We start from the raw sequence: 18,381 nt of genomic DNA, 5'->3' as shown, positions 1-18,381 counted from the left end.
TGAGACACTAGTGAACCGCGTCCTGTGATGTGGACGTCGGCGCCGGCTTGGTCGCGTCCTTGGTTAATTCCTTCGGGTCATCGCCGCGTTCGGCCGCGGGTATCAGGCGCTTGCGCTCCCGCTCCTTCATGAACGCGTCGTATTCGGGTGTCCCCTGGCGCGGTGGGACGTCCCGAGGCAGCCCACCGGCCCAGACCGGGAGGATATCGCCGGCACCGTTCGCCAACTTCTCGTTGATCGTTCCGCATCCGCTGAGCGCGGAGGCCGCGAGCACGAGGGCGGTGATGACAAGGATATGGCGGAGGCGGTTCGGCATATGGTGAGGATACAAGTCTTGTCTTTAAGGATGATGGATTTGGGGCGCGACGCTTGGTCCGTAATTGTGCTGCTTTGTTGACAGCGTCATTCCACTTGTACAATCGTACAAATAAGATGGGTCAGCTTCCGCAGCGACCGGCGCTGCGTGGTGCCCTGTAACGGTTGATTTTGATGCGGAGATATTGGTATTTAAATACCATTAGTCGCGAGGTGGGTTAGCTGCGTTGGGACGTAACACTCGCCCATCGTCCGATTGACAACGAGGCGGCCAAAGACGCCTTGTCGCGTTGCGGCTCGGCCGCAAAGCAAGTGGGTTAACGTGAGGCAGAGCCGGGGGACTCGGTTCGAAAAGATTGCAAGGGGGGGAGAGGACGTCCATGTTCAATCGTCGCGAGATGTTGCTTTGGGCTGCCATGTCGGCGCTGTGCACCGCCGCGCCCGCGCGCGCGGAAGATTCCGTTAAGATCGGACTGATCCTGCCGATGACTGGCGGCCAGGCATCGACCGGCAAGCAGATCGACAATGCCATCAAGCTTTACATGCAGCAGAAGGGCGACACCGTCGCCGGCAAGAAGATCGAAATCATCCTGAAGGATGACGCCGCGATCCCCGACAACACCAAGCGCCTCGCGCAGGAGTTGATCGTCAACGACAAGGTCAATTTCATCGCCGGTTTCGGCGTGACGCCGGCGGCACTGGCCGCGGCGCCGCTGGCAACGCAGGCCAAGATCCCGGAAGTCGTGATGGCGGCCGGCACCTCCATCATCACCGAGCGTTCGCCCTATATCGTGCGCACCAGCTTCACGCTAGCGCAGTCGTCCACCATCATCGGCGATTGGGCGGTCAAGAACGGCATCAAGAAGGTGGCGACGCTGACCTCGGACTACGCGCCGGGCAACGACGCGTTGGCGTCTTTCAAGCAGCATTTTACCGCCGGTGGCGGCGAGATCGTCGAAGAGGTCAAGGTGCCGCTGGCCAATCCGGATTTCGCGCCGTTCCTGCAGCGGATGAAGGATGCCAAGCCCGATGCGATGTTCGTGTTCGTGCCGGCGGGGCAGGGCGGCAATTTTATGAAGCAGTATGCCGAGCGCGGCCTCGACAAGAGCGGGATCAAGGTGATCGGGCCGGGCGACGTCATGGACGACGATCTGCTCAACGGCATGGGCGATGCCGCGCTCGGCGCAGTGACCGCGCACCTCTATTCCGCGGCCCATCCCTCGCAGATGAACAAGGATTTCGTCGCCGCCTATAAGAAGGCATTCGGCACCCGTCCAGGCTTCATGGCGGTGAGCGGCTATGACGGCATCCATTTGATCTACGAGGCGCTGAAGAAGACCGCCGGCAACACCGACGGCGACAGACTGATCGAGGCGATGAAGGGCATGAAATGGGAAAGCCCGCGCGGCCCGATCTCGATCGATCCCGAAACCCGCGACATCGTGCAGAACATCTACATCCGCAAGGTCGAGAAGGTCGACGGCGAGCTCTACAACGTCGAGTTCGAGACATTCGAGGCCGTGAAGGATTCCGGCAAGACCAAGAAGTGAGCGAGGGTGCTCTCCAGTTCTGAACTCAGCTCTTTCCACGTCATGCCCGGGCTTGACCCGGGCATCCACGTCGTGTCCCTCGGCGAGGAAGACGTGGATGGCCGGGACGAGCCCGGCCATGACGGTCTTCGCGTCGTGGCGTTCTCTCGGTAAGCTGGTCCAATGGCTTCTGTCCTCACCAACCTGTTCGACGGTGTCGCCTACGGCATGCTGCTGTTCGTGCTCGCCTGCGGGCTTGCGGTGACGCTGGGACTGATGAACTTCGTCAATCTCGCGCACGGTGCCTTCGCGATGGCCGGCGGCTATGTCTGCGCCGTGCTGGTGAACAATTCCGGCTGGCCGTTCTTTGCGGCGCTGCCGCTCGCCTTCGTGGCCAGCGCCGCGATCGGCATATTGCTTGAGCGCTTGCTGTACCGCCATCTCTACGCCCGCAGCCATCTCGACCAGGTGCTGTTCTCGATCGGCCTTGTCTTCATGTCGGTGGCGGGGGTCGACTTCATCATGGGATCGTCACGGGTCTTCATGAAGCTGCCGGCGGCGCTGGAAGGGCAGATCGATCTGTTCGGCGTCGGCATCGGGCGCTACCGGCTGATGATCGTGGTGATCTGCGGCCTGCTGACGGTGGCGCTGCAGCTGATCCTGGCCAAGACGCGGTTCGGCAGCCGGTTGCGGGCCGCCGTCGACGATCCGCGCGCCGCGATCGGCCTCGGCATCAACGTGCCGCAGGTGTTCGCCTTCACCTTTGCTTTTGGTTGCGGGCTCGCCGGCCTCGGCGGCGCGTTGAGCGCGGAAATCCTCGGGCTCGATCCGTATTTCCCGCTGAAGTTCATGATCTACTTCCTGATCGTCGTGACGGTCGGCGGCTCCTCCAGCATCACCGGGCCGTTCCTGGCCTCGCTGCTGCTTGGCATCGCCGACGTCGCCGGGAAGTATTACTTCCCGAAGGTGGGTCCCTTCGTGATCTACACCGTGATGATCGTAATCCTGATCTGGCGCCCGAACGGTCTGTTCGGCCGCACCGCTGCGCGTTGAGCCCGCCATGACCGCGCAGTCCGATGTCTCCTCTCACGCAATGGCCAGCGCGCGCTGGCGGATCAGCGAGGCCGTGTTCTGGGCCCTCGGGCTGGCCTGCGCCTTCCTGTTCCCGTCGCGCTATCTGATCATGACCGACATCGTGCGGCTCGCGCTGTTCGCGCTGTCGCTCGACCTGATCCTCGGCTATGCCGGCATCGTCTCACTTGGTCATGCGGCCTTCTTCGGCGTCGGCGCCTATTCGGCCGGCTTGCTGGCGCTGCACGGCATCATCAATGAGCCCGTCGTCGCGCTGGTGGCGGCCGGTCTCGTCGCGGCCGTGGTCGGCTTCCTGACGAGTTTCCTGGTGATCCGCGGCGTCGACCTGACGCGGCTCATGGTGACACTCGGGATCGCGCTGCTGCTGGAAGCGCTCGCCGAACGGTTCTCCGATATCACCGGCGGCACCGACGGCCTGCAGGGCATCGAGATGCAGCCGATCCTCGGGTTGTTCACCTTCGACATGTTCGGCAAGACCGGCTTCTTCTATTCGCTGATCGTGCTGTTCGTCCTGTTCCTGCTTGCGCGTCGCATCGTGCATTCGCCGTTCGGCCTGTCGCTGCGCGCGATCAGGAACAATCCGCTGCGGGCGGCTGCGATCGGCATGCCGGTCAATCGCCGCCTGATCGCGGTCTATACGCTCGCCGCCTTCTATGCCGGCATTGCGGGAGCGCTGTTCACCCAGACCACCGCGCTGGCCTCGCTCGACGTCTTCGCCTTCGAGCGCTCGGCCGACCTGATGCTGGTGCTTGTGATCGGCGGCACCGGTTATCTCTACGGCGGCCTGATCGGCGCTGTCGTGTTCAAGATGCTGCAGGAACTGTTTCAGAACCTCACCCCACAATACTGGCTGTTCTGGATCGGCCTCGTGCTGGTCGTGATCGTGCTGGTCGGTCGCGCGCGCCTCCATCGTTGGGTGCTGTTCGTGCCGAATTTGATCATCCGCCAGTTCGCCGGACGCAAGGCGGTCGTCGCCGTTCCCGAGAGTGACGCGTCATGACGATCGCGCTCGAAACTCAAGGACTGGAAAAGGCGTTCGGTGGCCTCCGCGTCACCCGCGATCTCTCGCTGAAGGTGGCGCAGGGCGCCCGCCACGCGCTGATCGGACCGAACGGCGCCGGCAAGACCACCGTCATCAATCAGCTCACCGGCGTGCTGAAGCCAAACAGCGGACGCATCCTGCTCGAGGGCAATGACATCACTGATCTGCCCGTGCACAAGCGGGTGCTGCGCGGACTGTCGCGCACATTCCAGATCAACCAGCTCTATGCCGAGCTGACCCCGCTCGAAACCATCGGACTCGCGGTGTCGGAGCGGATGGGCCGCGGCGGCGACTGGTGGCGGCGGATGGGAACTCGCGACGACGTCAACACCGAGATCACCGAGATTCTGTCGCGCTTCCATCTGCTTGATGTGATGACCGAGCTCACCTCGACGCTGCCCTATGGCAAGCAGCGCCTGCTCGAGATCGCGGTCGCGATCGCTGCCAAGCCGCGCGTGTTATTGCTCGACGAGCCGGCCGCCGGCGTGCCCGAAAGCGAGCGCCACGACATCCTGGCCGCGGTCGCGGCGCTGCCGCGCGACGTCACCGTGCTGCTGATCGAGCACGACATGGATCTGGTGTTCTCTTTCGCGGACCGCATCTCGGTGCTGGTCAATGGCGGGCTGCTCACGGAAGGCGCGCCCGACGAGGTCGCGCGTGATCCGCAGGTCAAGGCGGTCTATCTCGGCGAGGCGTTCGATGCCTGATCTCTTGTCCATCCAGGGCCTGCGTGCCGGATATGGCGAGGCGGTGGTGCTGCCTGGCATGTCGTTGGTGCTCGCCGAGGGGCAGGTGCTGGCGCTGCTCGGCCGCAACGGCACCGGCAAGACCACGCTGATCAATTCGATCGTCGGCATCACCCGCCGCTTCGGCGGCAGCGTCGCGCTCGCAGGCCTCGACATCACCGGGATGCGGCCGGACCAGCGCGCCCGCGCCGGGATCGGCTGGGTGCCGCAGGAGCGCAACATCTTCCGGTCGTTGACTGTCGAGGAGAATATGACCGCGGTGGCCCAGCCCGGGCCGTGGACGGTCGAGCGGGTGTACGAGATGTTTCCGCGGCTGAGGGAACGACGCAGCAATTTCGGCAACCAGCTCTCCGGCGGCGAGCAGCAGATGCTGGCGATCGGCCGCGCGCTGACGCTGAACCCGAAGGTACTGTTGCTGGACGAGCCGACCGAGGGGCTTGCGCCGATCATCGTTGAGGAATTGTTAAAGGCGATCGGAACCATCACGCGCTCCGGCGGCATCTGTTCTGTTATCGTCGAGCAGAATGCACAAAAGATTCTGGGGCTCGCCGACCGCGTTGTGATATTGGAGCGCGGCACGATCGTGCACGACGCCGCGAGCAGCGCGCTGAAGGCCGATCCCTCCGTCCTCGAGCGCCACCTCGGCGTGTCCGGGGCCAAAGCACATTAGAAGCACATTGACGAGATCAGGGAGTTGACCATGCAGCGAACCAAGCCTCCATTCCGCGCCGATGAGGTCGGCAGCCTGTTGCGGCCGCCAAAGATCAAGGAGGCCCGCGCCAGGCTGGAGAAGGGCGAGATTTCGGCCGACGATCTGCGCAAGGTCGAGGACATGGAAATCGAGAAGGTCGTGCACAAGCAGGCCTCGATCGGCCTGAAGCTCGCGACCGATGGCGAGTTTCGCCGTTCCTGGTGGCACTTCGATTTTCTCAGCCATCTGACGGGTTGCGAGCTGTTCCACCCCGACATGGGCATCCAGTTCGCGGGCGTGCAGACCCGCCATGATGCGATCAGGGTGACCGGCAAGCTCGATTTTTCCGATCATCACCCGATGCTGGATCACTTCAGGTTCCTGAAGAAATACGCCGATCAGGCGCATGTCACGCCGAAGATGACGATCCCGTCGCCGGCGGTGCTGCACTTCCGCGGCGGCCGCAAGCTGATCTCGAAGGAGGTTTATCCTGACCTCGAGGAGTTCTTCCAGGATCTCGGCAAGACCTACCGCAAGGCGGTAAAGGCCTTCTACGACGCCGGTTGTCGCTATCTGCAGTTCGACGACACGGTGTGGGCCTATCTCTGCTCGCAGGAGGAACTGCAGAAGGCGCGCGAGCGCGGCGACAATCCCGATGGCCTGCAGGAGCTCTATGCCCGCGTCATCAACTACGCGATCGCCGACCGTCCGTCCGACATGGTTGTTACCACGCATGTTTGTCGCGGCAATTTCCGCTCGACCTGGATTTCGTCGGGCGGCTACGAGCCGGTGGCCGAGACCATGCTGGCCGGCACCAATTACGACGGCTACTTCCTCGAATATGATTCCGACCGCGCCGGTGGCTTCGAGCCGCTGCGCTTCCTGCCGAAGGGCAACAAGGTCGTGGTGGTCGGCGTGATCACCTCGAAGTTCGGCGAGCTCGAGAACAAGGACGACGTCAAGCGTCGGCTGGACGAGGCGGCGAAGTTCGCCCCGATCGAGCAACTCGCGGTGTCGCCGCAATGCGGTTTTGCTTCGACCGAGGAGGGCAACGTCCTCTCCGAGGAGGAGCAGTGGGCCAAGCTTCGCCTCGCTGTCGAGGTCGCCAACGAGGTGTGGGGCAAGTAGCCTTCGCCCGTCATTCCGGGTTCGCATCTTCGATGCACCCGGAATGACGGCGCATACCGCGTCAGTCTGTGCGGCTGGACAGACGTCTTTGCCGCATGATATCTTTGGACTATTGAGGATGGTCCAAAGATGTTGATCGCTTCCTTCGAGCTTATTCAGCCCTGATGAACGGTTAGCCGGTCGAACGACCGAGTTGCCGTTACGCCGCTACGCCCCACTCCGGTGAGGCGCCGCCTGTTGCTGTTGAAGCCGAGAAGCCCTCATGCCCCAATCACCCGATGCGCCCCGTTCGCAAATTGCGTCCTATATCCCCGAACTCGATCGTCTGGCCGCCGATGTCATGGCTGACTGGAGAGTGCCAGGCGCCGCGCTTGCCGTGGTGCAGGACGACAAGGTCGTGCTCGCACGCGCCTACGGCCAGCGCGATGTCGAGGCGGATTTGCCCGTCACGCCTGCGACCCAGTTCGCGATCTGCTCGATCACCAAATCCTTCACCGCGACTGCGATCGCGCTGCTGCACGATGAGGGGCGGCTCGACTGGGCCAAACCGGTGCGCGATTTTATCCCCGAGTTTCGTCTCAACGATCCGGTGGCGACGGAGCGCGTCACCGTGCTCGATTTGTTGTGTCATCGCACCGGGCTGCCGCGCCATGACTGGGTGCACGAGCCCGGCGATCTCGCGCCCGCCGACATGCTCGGCCTGATGCGGCATCTGGAATTGAGCCGCGATATCCGCAGCGCATTTCAATACAACAACCTCTGCTACAATGTTGCGGGCTTGCTGATCGAGCGCCTGAGCGGGCAAAGCTATCAGGCGTTCATCCGCGCCCGCCTGACCGACCAGCTCGGCATGAATGTCGGCTTCAACATTGATGATCTCGAAGCCTCGAGCGAGCCGGCACGGCCGTACAAGATGTACGAAGACACGCGGCTGCCCGCGTTCCGTCTGCCGATCACGACCACCGCGTCCGGCGCGATGACCACCTCGGTCGTGGATTTCGCGAACTGGATGCGGCTGCATCTCGGTCAGGGCGCGTTCGACGGCGAGCGCATATTGCCCGCAGCGCTGATCGGTGAGCTGCATGCGCCGCGTGTCTACAACACGTTGCCGGGCTATGCCGAGTTCGGCCCGGCGCATTACGGCCTCGGCTTCCAGTGCAACAGCTACCGCGGCGACCGACTGGTCGAGCACGGTGGCGGCTGGATTGGCTGGAATACGCAGATGACCTTGTTGCCGGATTTTGGCATCGGCATTGCCGTCTTCACCAACCGCAGTCCCAACCAGGTGCCGTGGACGCTGACCTTGCACGTCATCGACCGGCTGCGCGGCCGCGAGCCGATCGAATGGCGCGAGCGTTTCCGCAAGCGGCGGGACGAATTCCTCGCCCATCTTCAGCTCGACAAGGATGCGCGGGCGAAGGCCCGCCACAACGACACGCGGCCGGCGCACGGACTCGCGGCCTATGCCGGTGACTACGCGCATCCGGCCTACGGCGTGATGTCGATCAAAGAGCAGGACGGTGCTCTGCACTGGTCGTGGCGCGGCCTGTTTGCGACCTTGGTGCACCGTCACTTTGAGACGTTCGAAACGCCTGAGGTGCTGGACCGCTACGTGCCGGACTCGCTTCCGATCACCTTCCTGACCAATCGCGACGGCAACATCGTCAGCCTCTCCGCGCCGCTCGAACCGGCAGTCGCGGATATCGTGTTCGTTCGCCTTGCGGCCGGCGACTGCACCGACGCCGCGTTCCGTGCGCGCTGCGTCGGCAGCTTCAAGTGGGGCGCGATCACGCACCGCGTCGCGCTGGATCGCGAGGGGGCGCTCGAATTGAAGTCCGACCACCAGCCGGTCTATCGTCTCGCTCCTGAGCAGGGAAGGAGGTTTCGCATCGTCGGGCTGGCGAGCCTCGTCGAGTTTTGCGGTGACGGGACGACCGTGGACGAGATGATCTTTCATCACCCGGGTGGCACGTTCGTAGCGCGGCGAACAGACGAGTAGGGTGTCTTGGGCGCCGACGCTCCTCGATGATGGTTCTGGCGGGCGTCGTCTCACTTCTCCGCCAGATAGACCTCGCCGAGCAGCGAGGAGTTCGACCACGGCACCTGCTTGCCCTTGGTGGAGGCTACGACCTCGGCGCGGACCCGTGTCAGCATCTGCTGAACTTCGAGGCCGGGGGTGCCGAGGTGGCGCGACAGCGCCGCGGAGAACGGGCTGTTGGCGCCTTCGCCGTCGAGTGCGACCTGGCCCGGCGCGGTTGCAAACGCGATCAGCGTGCCGGCGCCGAGTGTCGAGCCGGATCCAAGCGAGGCCGGCGCGGCAAGACCAGATCCGCCCTCGATGCCGCGACTGGCACCGGTGGACGCGACCTGCGGCGCCATCGGATTGTTGCGACAGGCATCGAGGATCAGGATGTTGGTGCGGATCTGGTCGTCGAGGCCGGCCATGATGGTGTCCATGTCGACCATCGCATCGGTCATGCGGTGGCCTGCCTGGAACTGGATGTCGACCGGCACCAGATAGTTGCGGCCATCGACCTGCACGCCATGGCCGGCATAGTAGACCACCGCGATCTGCGACCGCGCCGCCTCGCGCAGGAAGTCGTCGATCGTCGTCTGCATCGCGTCGCGACCGAGATCGAGGCCCTCGGACACGGTGAAGCCGATGTCGCGCAGGCTTTTTGCGATCGCGCGCGCGTCGTTGGGCGGGTTGGGCAGCGCCCTCACATGCGCATAGGCGCCGTTGCCGATCACCAGCGCGACCCGCCGGCCGGTTGCTGCGGCCTGCGCACGGGCTGCGGGCGGGGCCGGTGCAACGGCGGGAGCAGCCGGTGCGGCGCCGGGACTCGCCTCGGCTGCCGGCGTTATGGCCGCGGCCTTACGCGGCACTGCGTCTGCCTCCTTGAGCAGCGCGAGCCGCACCTTGGCGGTGGCCTGGTTGGCCCTGCTGCCGACATCGGACGCCTGGCCTTCGAGGACCGCGGCATAATCCGCCCTGGCATGCGTGTCATCGCCCTTGGCCTCGTAGGCGAGGCCGCGCTGGGTATAGGCCGAAATCAAGACGCTGCCGGGCGGCGTCATGATGTTGGCGGGCGCTTTCGCCTTCGCCAGCCGGATCGCCTCCGTGGTGTCCGTGATTGCGTGGTCGATATCGCCCTTGGCGCGCCAGATCACGGCGCGGCTGATCAAGGGCTGGGGCAGCGAGGGGTCGATCCGGACAGCCTCGTTGATGTCGGCCAGCGCGCCGTCGAGGTCGCCGAGGGCCTGTTTGGAGATGCCGCGGTTCTGATAGGAAAAGGCCGATCTCGGGCCGGCCTTGATCGCGGCTTCATAGTCGGTGATCGCCTTGGCGTAGTCACCCTTGGCGCGCCAGGCGTTACCACGATTGTGGAAGATGATGCCGCTCGGCGGCCCCATGCGCAGTGCGTCGTTGAAATCGGCGATCGCGATGTCGTACTCGCCCTTGTCGTAATTGGCCGAGCCGCGCAAATTGTAGACGGCAGTGCTGGGCTGTAGCCGGATCGCCTCGGTGGCATCAGCGATCACCTGCGGATAATTGCCCTTCTTGTTCCAGCCGACGGCGCGCCAGAAATAAATGGTCGCGAGCTTCTCGCCGGAAAACACTTTCAGCGCGACGATCTTGCTGCAGGCATCGATCATCTGGTCGGCCGGCGTGGTGTCAGTGGTGCAGAGCGGCCCGAGTTGTGACCTGGCCTGGGCGGAGCAGGGCGCCGACCACAGTGCGGCGGCGAGCAGGGCAGCAATCAGGAGCAGGCGGCGCATCGGTCGTCCATTGGAGCCTCCACGGGTTTGTTGCCTGCCGCAAGGCATGGGTTCATTTCCCTGGTGGGCAGATGATGATAGGACATCGGCGCGCCCCTCCGCTGCCCACCTCCTTCCCAAGCGTCGCCTCAAGCCCCTGGCCTCATGAAGAACGACGACATCCTCAGCCAGATCTCGGACTTCTGCCGGCGCTCCGACATGGCGGAGACGACGTTCGGCCGCCGCGCCGTCAACGACGGCAAGCTGGTGCACCGGCTGCGCGAGGGCAAGCGCATCACCATCGACACGCTCGACCGCATCAACGCCTTCATCGCAACATCCACGCCCGGCGGCGTGCCGCCGCCGCGTGGTCTCGTGGTGCCGCCGGAGAAGCGCGACCCGAAGGCTAATTTCCGCTTCTTCGAGAACCGCCAGAGATACCTGCTGTTCGTCCACACCTGCAGCGAAAAGCGGGTCATTGCCGACAGGGTCGCGCTGGAATTGTCCGCGATCCATCCGCGGCCGCCGGCGCTGCGGGTGTTCGACGCGGGCATGGGCGATGGCACGGTGCTGGCGCGGGTGCTGCGGGCGATGCATGGCCGCTTCCCCAGCATGCCGTTCTATGTCGCCGGCAAGGAGCTGAGCCTCGAGGACGTCCGCCTGACCCTCGACAAGGTGCCGGACCGGCTGTTCGAACATCCGGCCAGCGTTTTCGTGTTCACCAACATGTATTACGCCGAGGCGCCGTGGCTGACGCCGAAGGCGGCCACGGCGGCCTCCAGCATGATCTGGCACGAGGTGGCGCTGCGCGGGGCCTCCTCGGGCGAATTCGAGGCCCAGATCGCGGAACTCGGCCCGTTTCTGGAGCAGAACTGGCGGGCCAATATCAGCCCCCGGACCGCGATGCCGATCTATGAGCGGCCGGTGGCGCTGGTCCTGTACCGGGACGACCACCGGTTCCTGCTTGATTCGATCATCCCCCGGGCGGGCCGGACCGAGGCCAATTTCGACCTTGTGATCGCTTCCCAGCCATATCGGGCCAAATCCTCTGTGAATTTCCGCGCCAAGCGGATTATCGCGCCGCTGGCCCGGGCGCTGCGGGCCGGGGGGCGACTGATAGGAATCCACTCCCATGGGCACGATCCGGGGCTTGAAATCATTCAAGCTGTCTGGCCCGGAGAAAATCCTTTCGCGGTCAGCCGTCATGAGCTATTGCGCGCGGTGAAATACGAGCTGGGGTCGGCGGGGCGGGAGCTTAACTTTAATGCGTATGCCGATAACCGTTCGATCTTCCGATATGATATGGAAGCGCTGCCCAACGAGGTGACCGGCTCGATCGGAACCTCCACGGCCTTTGCAGCGTGGAATGCGGCGGTGTATGTCGCCCAGATTGAAGATGACCGGTTGACGGAAATGACTGAAAGCGGGCGGACCCTCGATGCCACCAGAGAGGTTCTGCGCAAGCACAATGGGCTCTGGTTTTACGACGAATCCTACGTCATCTCGCGTCGTCGGGACTGACATTCCATGACACTCCATGACAAGAGCCGCCGGGATGGCGGCAACTAATAAGAGGTTTTGCTGATGCGCGCGTCCTACCTGTTCACCAGCGAGTCGGTTTCCGAAGGCCATCCGGACAAGGTCTGCGACCGCATCTCGGACGAGATCGTCGACCTGTTCTATCGCGAGGGCCCAAAGGCGGGCATCGACCCCTGGGCGATCCGCGCAGCCTGCGAGACGCTCGCGACCACCAACAAGGTGGTGATCGCCGGCGAGACCCGCGGTCCGAGCTCGGTCACCAACGACCATATCGAGAGCGTCGTCCGCGCCGCGATCAAGGACATCGGCTACGAGCAGGACGGCTTCCACTGGGAGAAGGCCGACATCGAGATCCTCTTGCATCCGCAGTCGGCCGACATCGCGCAGGGCGTCGATGCGCTGCAGCCGGGCGAGGTCAAGGAAGAGGGCGCCGGCGACCAGGGCATCATGTTCGGTTACGCCACCAACGAGACGCCGGACCTGATGCCGGCGCCGATCTTCTATGCCCACAAGATCCTGCGGCTGATCTCCGAAGCGCGCCACTCCGGCAAGGAGAAGGTGCTGGGACCGGACTCCAAGAGCCAGGTCACCGTGCAGTACGAGAACGGCAAGCCGGTCGGCGTGCGTGAGATCGTGGTCTCGCACCAGCATCTGGTCGAGGATATCTCGTCCAGCCAGATCCGCGACATCGTCGAACCCTATGTGCGCGAGGCGCTGCCGAAGGACTGGATCAACGGCAAGACCATCTGGCACATCAATCCGACCGGCAAGTTTTACATCGGCGGTCCCGACGGCGATTCCGGCCTCACCGGGCGCAAGATCATCGTCGACACCTATGGCGGCGCGGCCCCGCATGGCGGCGGCGCGTTCTCCGGCAAGGACCCGACCAAGGTCGACCGCTCCGCGGCCTATGCCGCGCGCTATGTCGCCAAGAACATCGTTGCGGCCGGCCTCGCTGACCGCTGCACGCTGCAGCTCGCCTACGCCATCGGCGTGGCGCGGCCGCTGTCGATCTACATCGACACCCACGGCACCGGGAAGGTACCGGAGGATGTGCTTGAGCAGGCGGCGGCCAAGGCCATGGACCTGACGCCGCGCGGCATCCGCAGCCATCTCGACCTCAACCGCCCGATCTACGCGCGCACCTCGGCCTACGGCCATTTCGGCCGCACGCCGGACAATGAAGGCGGCTTCTCCTGGGAGAAGACCGATCTGGTCGAACCGCTGAAGCGCGCGGTCTGACTTTCTCCGTAATCGTCTTGCGTGTTCCGGAAAGCTGAACGCTTTTCGGAATACGCTTTTTAAGGGATCAATCGCATGAACGCCCCCACGAAGCCCGGCTTCACCGACTACATCGTCAAGGACATTTCGCTCGCCGAGTTTGGCCGCAAGGAAATCTCGCTGGCCGAGACCGAGATGCCCGGCCTGATCGCGACCCGCGAGGAGTACGGCCCGAAGCAGCCGCTGAAGGGCGCGCGCATCGCGGGCTCGCTGCACATGACGATCCAGACCGCGGTGCTGATCGAGACGCTGGCAGCCCTCGGCGCCGACATCCGCTGGGTCTCCTGCAACATCTATTCGACGCAGGACCACGCCGCGGCGGCGATCGCCGCCGCCGGCATTCCGGTGTTCGCGGTCAAGGGCGAGAGCCTTTCCGAATACTGGGACTACACCGCCAAGCTGTTCGACTGGCACGGCGGCGGTCACCCGAACATGATTCTCGACGACGGTGGCGATGCCACCATGTACGTCCATCTCGGTCTGCGCGCCGAGAACGGCGACACCCAGTTCCTGGACAAGCCGAGTTCGGAAGAAGAGGAGGTCTTCTTCGCGCTTTTGAAGAAGCAGCTCAAGGAAAAGCCGAAGGGCTACTTCGCCGAGATCGCCAAGAGCATCAAGGGCGTTTCCGAAGAGACCACCACGGGCGTGCATCGTCTCTATGACATGCAGAAGGCCGGAACGCTGCTGTGGCCGGCTATCAACGTCAACGACAGCGTCACCAAGTCGAAATTCGACAATCTCTATGGCTGCCGTGAATCGCTGGTCGACGGCATTCGCCGCGGCACCGACGTGATGATGTCGGGCAAGCTCGCGATGGTCGCGGGCTTCGGCGACGTCGGCAAAGGCTCGGCCGCCTCGCTGCGCCAGGCCGGCTGCCGTGTCATGGTCTCCGAGGTCGATCCGATCTGCGCCTTGCAGGCGATGATGGAAGGCTATGAGGTCGTGACCATGGAAGAGGCGGCGCCGCGCGCCGATATCTTCGTCACCGCCACCGGCAACAAGGACATCATCACCATCGAGCACATGCGCGCGATGAAGGATCGAGCCATCGTCTGCAATATCGGCCACTTCGACAACGAGATCCAGATCTCGGCGCTGCGTAATCTGAAGTGGAACAACATCAAGCCGCAGGTCGACGAGATCGAATTCCCCGACAAGCATCGCATCATCATGCTGTCGGAAGGCCGTCTCGTGAACCTCGGCAACGCGATGGGCCATCCGTCCTTCGTGATGTCGGCGTCCTTCACCAACCAGACGTTGGCGCAGATCGAGCTTTGGGCCAACAACAAGGACGGCAAGTACAAGAAGGAAGTCTACGTGCTGCCGAAATCGCTGGACGAGAAGGTCGCCCGCCTGCATCTCGCCAAGCTCGGCGCCAAGCTGACCGAGCTGCGCAAGGACCAGGCCGACTATATCGGCGTTAAGCAGGAAGGCCCCTACAAGTCGGATCACTACCGCTACTGATCTGTGCTCATCGCGAGCCATCAGGTGAAAAGCCCCGGCATCGTCCGGGGCTTTTTGCTGTGGCGGCCGGTCCCGCCGGTGCGTCGGTCGAGCCAATGCGTTGTTTCGCGTATACGCATCGGGGAGTGAATCGGCGATCTTTGAGTGGATCTTGGGGCGAAGGGTTAACGCCGGATTAACCGGCGGCGTATAGGCTTCCGGGTTCGAGGCTGCAGCGGAGGACTTGGTCCCATGGAAGCCCAGAGGATTGCGGTCGACGCCGTTGTTGCGCTGACCGATTGCGACCGTGACGCCGTTATCGCCTTCATCCGCAAGCTCTATCTCGCCGGCGTGCGCGACCCCAAGCGCCTGACCTTCAAGGGCCTGCAGGCACTGCGGGCGTGATCGCTTCGCTGATGCTGGCATTGAAGCTGCGGCCTCATTGACGGTGTCATCACCCGCGAATGCGGTGATCCAGTATTCCCGAGACGCCAGTGCGTGAACCGAGAGGCCGCGGCGTACTGGGTCGCCCGGTTAAGCCGGGCGATGACATCTGTGGATGGAGACGCAGCTTCGCATTCTCGCGACATGATTTGCCCGAGCTTTGCATTTCGTTCCGCCCTCTTCAAACAAGGGCGCAGGGAAAGTCGGGTGCCGATTGCACCCATGGGCCCGGTGCAACAAAAAGCACCGGGGTAGGACCACAGGTGTAACCGGAAACAACCCGGCTTTCCCTGCGCGATGGGTTACGGCTTATACGTGCTCCCCGGCGAAGACCGGGCTTGTTTGTCACCGTCGTCCACGAGACGCGTATGCGTCTTGCGGACTTTTGCCTGCCACTGGGGCGTCGGGACCACACGATTTCACCGTCCGCCTCTGCCACGCTCGTCAGTCGTGACTTGAGCGTCCACCGCATCCCACCGCGCGTTCGTGACGTGCGCTCGCCCCTCAATCGGGTGAGACGGGCATATCTATACACTGAGCTTAACTTCGGATAAAGCGAAATATTTTCATCGCGAGGGCTTGCGCCGTCGGGCAACTCAGTGCCAAGGGGAGCGGCGTTATGAATATGCGGGGGCAGGGGCCGGCGCTGCTTGTTCGTCTAGGCCGCCCGCACCACCGGTCTGATCTTGCCGAGTTCGTTGCCAAGTGCGGTTTCCGCCACGCGAACATCATAGGCGTTCTGCAGGTTCAGCCAAAGCTGGGCAGACGTGTTCAGCGCCTTGGACAGGCGCAGTGCGGTATCCGCCGTAATCGCAGTCTCCTCATTCGCGATCCGCTCGATCCTGGTGCGCGGAACGCCGCAAGCCTTAGCAAGCGCGCCGGCAGACAGCGCGAGCGGGACGAGGAACTCTTCCCGGAGCACCTCGCCGGGGTGCATCGGGGGTAGTTTCTTTGCCATATGCGACCCCTTCTGTGGTCTGGGGGACGGCCCCCTCCGTGTGGCTAGGAGTGGTAGTCGGTAAACTCGACGCCGGTTGGACTCTCCTCGGTCCAGATGAAGCAGATGCGGAACTGATCGTTCACGCGGATAGAGTGCTGGCCCCTGCGGTCGCCTTGGAGGGCCTCCAATCGATTGCCCGGAGGGGAGCTGAGATCCTGCAACGCCACGGCCACTTGGAGGTACTGAAGCTTTCGGCGCGTGACCTTGAGCAGATCGGCTGGAAAGCCCTTTTGGGCTTCGCCTTCGAAGGCAGCTTCAGCCTTCGCGTCTTTAAAGCTCCTGATCACAAGGCTGTATGTATCATGTTATGATACGGGATACAACCCCGTATCATAACATGATACAGTTACTGAAGTCTGGAAGTCTGCCTCGATGGCGAATATGCCGCGCTGAAATGTAAGTCCCGGAGCGCGCTAGGGGTGCTTGTCACACTGAGTTTACCGAGGCTGTGCAACGGTCGACTTGGCTGCTGGTGACGTAAGAATCTTGCCGAGCGCGGTGCCTCTGATCCCTCGGGTCGAGGTGATAGGATCCTACCCGGCATTCTGCATTGAAAGGAAATCGTCATGTCCGACACGTCAGGATCTTTCGCCACAACCGCGCTGAGCGGATATGAGTTGCTGGCCGATCCGCAGTTCAACAAGGGCACGGCGTTCTCCGAGGCCGAGCGCGACGCGTTCGACCTGCACGGGCTGCTGCCGCCCAACGTCGCGACGCTGGATGAGCAGGTCTCGCGCCGCCTGCAGGCGCTGCGCGGCTACGAGACCGATATCGAACGCTATGCCGTGCTGCGCGAGCTGCAGGACACCAACGAGACCCTGTTCTACGCGCTCCTGGTCGGAAACCTGGAGGAGCTGCTACCGATCGTCTACACGCCCACCGTCGGCGCCGGCTGCCAGCAGTTCAGCCGTCTGTTTCGCAAGCCGCGCGGCCTGTTCCTCAGTATCCCGCACAAGGCCCGGATCGATCGCATCCTGGCGCAACCGCGTTTCGACAAGGTCGAGGCGATTGTGGTGACTGACGGCGAGCGGATTCTTGGCCTCGGCGACCAGGGTGCCGGCGGCATGGGCATCCCGATCGGCAAGCTGTCGCTCTATACCGGCTGCGGCGGCCTGCATCCCGCGACGACACTGCCGATCTTGCTCGATGTTGGCACCGACAATCCCGACTGCCTGGCCGATCCGCTCTATGTCGGCTGGCGCAACGAGCGCGTCCGCGGCCAGGCGTATGACGACTTCATCGAGGCCTTCGTCTCGGCGGTGGTGAAGCGCTGGCCGCGCGTCCTGCTGCAATGGGAGGATTTCGCAAAGAACAACGCGACGCGGATGCTCGAGCGTTATCGCGACCGGCTCCTGACCTTCAATGACGACGTCCAGGGCACCGCGGCGGTGGCGACCGGCGCCTTGCTTTCGGCCATCAATGTCACGGGCGTGCCGCTCACCGAGCAGCGCGTGGCCGTGCTCGGCGCAGGCTCGGCCGGCTGCGGCATCGCCGGCCTGATCCGCGCCGCGATGCGCGATGCCGGCCTGTCCGACAGAGAGGCGGCGACACGCTTCTTCATGGTCGACCGTGACGGGCTCTTGGTCGAGGGCATGACCGGGTTGGCTCCGTTCCAGCTTCCCTTCCTCCAGAACAAGCAGGCGCTCGGGGACTGGAAGCTCAATCATCCCGACAAGATCGGGCTGCTCGACGTCGTGCGCAACGCCCACCCGACCGTGCTGATCGGGGTGTCCGGCCAGGCCGGCGCATTCTCCGAACCGATCGTGCGCGCGATGGCCGAGTGCAACAAACGGCCGGTGATCTTTCCGCTGTCGAATCCGACCTCGCGCGAGGAGGCGACGCCCGCGGACATCGAGGCCTGGACCGAGGGACGGGCGCTGATCGGCGTCGGCAGCCCGTTTCCGCCGATCGTGCGCGACGGCGTCAGGTTCAAGGTCGACCAGACCAACAACTCCTACATCTTCCCGGGCGTCGGTCTCGGCGCGCTGGCGGTCGGCGCCGGCCGCATCAGCGACGGGATGTTCATGGCCGCGGCCAAGGCGCTGGCCAGTTCCTCGCCGGCCCGCAACAATCCGAAACACAATCTGCTGCCTCCGGTCAGCGCGCTGCGCGAGGTCGCGCTGACCGTTGCGCTTGCGGTGGCGATCCAGGCGCACAAGGAAGGGCTGGTCACCGATATTCCGATCGACCAGATCGAGCAGCGCATCATCGCCAGGATGTGGACACCCCGCTACGTCCCTTATCGCCGCACGGCGGCGGCTACCGTTTGATCGAAGCGGCGGCCAGAATTGCAGCGCGCGTGAGACGCTCGGCACATCGGAGCTGGAACCGGCGTGGTAAGGCTGGTTGCCTGGATTGTGCTCCCCGGTTTG

At 63.8% G+C, this 18,381-nt stretch carries 16 protein-coding genes; 12 read left to right on the top strand and 4 right to left on the bottom strand.

The window, feature by feature from the left end; translation table 11 throughout:
• Nucleotides 1-7: 7 nt before the first annotated feature.
• The gene (locus tag UP10_RS35035; protein ID WP_044591749.1) at nt 8-316 is read right to left on the bottom strand and encodes a hypothetical protein; all 309 of its coding nucleotides are present in this window, start codon (nt 314-316) and stop codon (nt 8-10) included.
• A gap of 379 nt (nt 317-695) precedes the next feature.
• On the opposite strand from UP10_RS35035, the gene UP10_RS35030 reads away from it, so the two are divergent.
• The 7 genes from UP10_RS35030 (at nt 696) to UP10_RS35000 (ending at nt 8,542) form a co-directional block, all read left to right on the top strand.
• On the top strand, nt 696-1,865 hold the full coding sequence (locus tag UP10_RS35030; RefSeq protein WP_044591748.1) for an ABC transporter substrate-binding protein: 1,170 nt from the start codon (nt 696-698) through the stop codon (nt 1,863-1,865).
• Between the two features lie 162 nt (nt 1,866-2,027).
• Nucleotides 2,028-2,897, top strand: coding sequence for a branched-chain amino acid ABC transporter permease (locus tag UP10_RS35025; protein WP_044591747.1), 870 nt, complete (start codon nt 2,028-2,030; stop codon nt 2,895-2,897).
• 7 nt (nt 2,898-2,904) lie between these two features.
• Entirely contained in the window at nt 2,905-3,936 is a 1,032-nt protein-coding gene (locus tag UP10_RS35020) for a branched-chain amino acid ABC transporter permease (RefSeq protein WP_044591746.1), read from the top strand.
• A complete protein-coding gene (locus tag UP10_RS35015; protein ID WP_044591745.1) occupies nt 3,933-4,685 on the top strand; it encodes an ABC transporter ATP-binding protein in 753 nt (250 codons plus the stop codon). The genes UP10_RS35020 and UP10_RS35015 overlap by 4 nt, the downstream gene beginning before the upstream one ends.
• Nucleotides 4,678-5,394, top strand: a complete 717-nt coding sequence (locus UP10_RS35010; RefSeq protein WP_044591744.1) for an ABC transporter ATP-binding protein — start codon at nt 4,678-4,680, stop codon at nt 5,392-5,394. Before UP10_RS35015 ends, UP10_RS35010 begins: the two co-directional genes overlap by 8 nt.
• Before the next feature lie 30 nt (nt 5,395-5,424).
• Nucleotides 5,425-6,543, top strand: coding sequence for a cobalamin-independent methionine synthase II family protein (locus UP10_RS35005; RefSeq protein ID WP_044591743.1), 1,119 nt, complete (start codon nt 5,425-5,427; stop codon nt 6,541-6,543).
• 262 nt (nt 6,544-6,805) lie between these two features.
• The gene (locus tag UP10_RS35000) at nt 6,806-8,542 is read left to right on the top strand and encodes a serine hydrolase (RefSeq protein ID WP_044591742.1); all 1,737 of its coding nucleotides are present in this window, start codon (nt 6,806-6,808) and stop codon (nt 8,540-8,542) included.
• A 50-nt stretch (nt 8,543-8,592) separates the two neighbouring features.
• Here UP10_RS35000 and UP10_RS34995 read toward each other — a convergent pair whose 3' ends face one another.
• Nucleotides 8,593-10,323, bottom strand: a complete 1,731-nt coding sequence (locus tag UP10_RS34995; RefSeq protein WP_044591741.1) for a caspase family protein — start codon at nt 10,321-10,323, stop codon at nt 8,593-8,595.
• Nucleotides 10,324-10,467: 144 nt separating this feature from the next.
• Between UP10_RS34995 and UP10_RS34990 the strand changes: the two genes are divergently transcribed.
• From UP10_RS34990 to UP10_RS45545, 4 genes are all read left to right on the top strand, one after another.
• A complete protein-coding gene (locus tag UP10_RS34990; protein ID WP_044591740.1) occupies nt 10,468-11,823 on the top strand; it encodes a hypothetical protein in 1,356 nt (451 codons plus the stop codon).
• 63 nt (nt 11,824-11,886) lie between these two features.
• Nucleotides 11,887-13,083 carry a methionine adenosyltransferase gene (metK, locus tag UP10_RS34985; protein ID WP_044591739.1) on the top strand — a complete coding sequence of 399 codons (1,197 nt, stop codon included), beginning with the start codon at nt 11,887-11,889 and terminating at the stop codon, nt 13,081-13,083.
• Between the two features lie 75 nt (nt 13,084-13,158).
• Entirely contained in the window at nt 13,159-14,586 is a 1,428-nt protein-coding gene (gene ahcY / locus UP10_RS34980; RefSeq protein ID WP_044591738.1) for an adenosylhomocysteinase, read from the top strand.
• Nucleotides 14,587-14,817: 231 nt separating this feature from the next.
• Nucleotides 14,818-14,970: a hypothetical protein gene (locus tag UP10_RS45545; protein WP_197082603.1), complete on the top strand. Its 153-nt coding sequence runs from the start codon at nt 14,818-14,820 to the stop codon at nt 14,968-14,970.
• A 697-nt stretch (nt 14,971-15,667) separates the two neighbouring features.
• Here UP10_RS45545 and UP10_RS34975 read toward each other — a convergent pair.
• Together UP10_RS34975 and UP10_RS34970 are read right to left on the bottom strand one after the other, a co-directional pair.
• Entirely contained in the window at nt 15,668-15,967 is a 300-nt protein-coding gene (locus tag UP10_RS34975; protein ID WP_044591737.1) for a HigA family addiction module antitoxin, read from the bottom strand.
• Nucleotides 15,968-16,011: 44 nt separating this feature from the next.
• Nucleotides 16,012-16,296 carry a type II toxin-antitoxin system RelE/ParE family toxin gene (locus tag UP10_RS34970; protein ID WP_044591736.1) on the bottom strand — a complete coding sequence of 95 codons (285 nt, stop codon included), beginning with the start codon at nt 16,294-16,296 and terminating at the stop codon, nt 16,012-16,014.
• Between the two features lie 279 nt (nt 16,297-16,575).
• Between UP10_RS34970 and UP10_RS34965 the strand changes: the two genes are divergently transcribed.
• Complete coding sequence (locus tag UP10_RS34965; protein ID WP_044591735.1) at nt 16,576-18,279, top strand: NAD-dependent malic enzyme; 1,704 nt, start codon at nt 16,576-16,578, stop codon at nt 18,277-18,279.
• Nucleotides 18,280-18,381 lie beyond the last annotated feature (102 nt).

The organism is Bradyrhizobium sp. LTSPM299 (assembly GCF_000938235.1).
Lineage (GTDB): Bacteria > Pseudomonadota > Alphaproteobacteria > Rhizobiales > Xanthobacteraceae > Bradyrhizobium.
The sequence above is the reverse complement of the archived record's forward strand: the minus strand, read 5'-3'. Positions and strand labels throughout refer to the sequence as shown.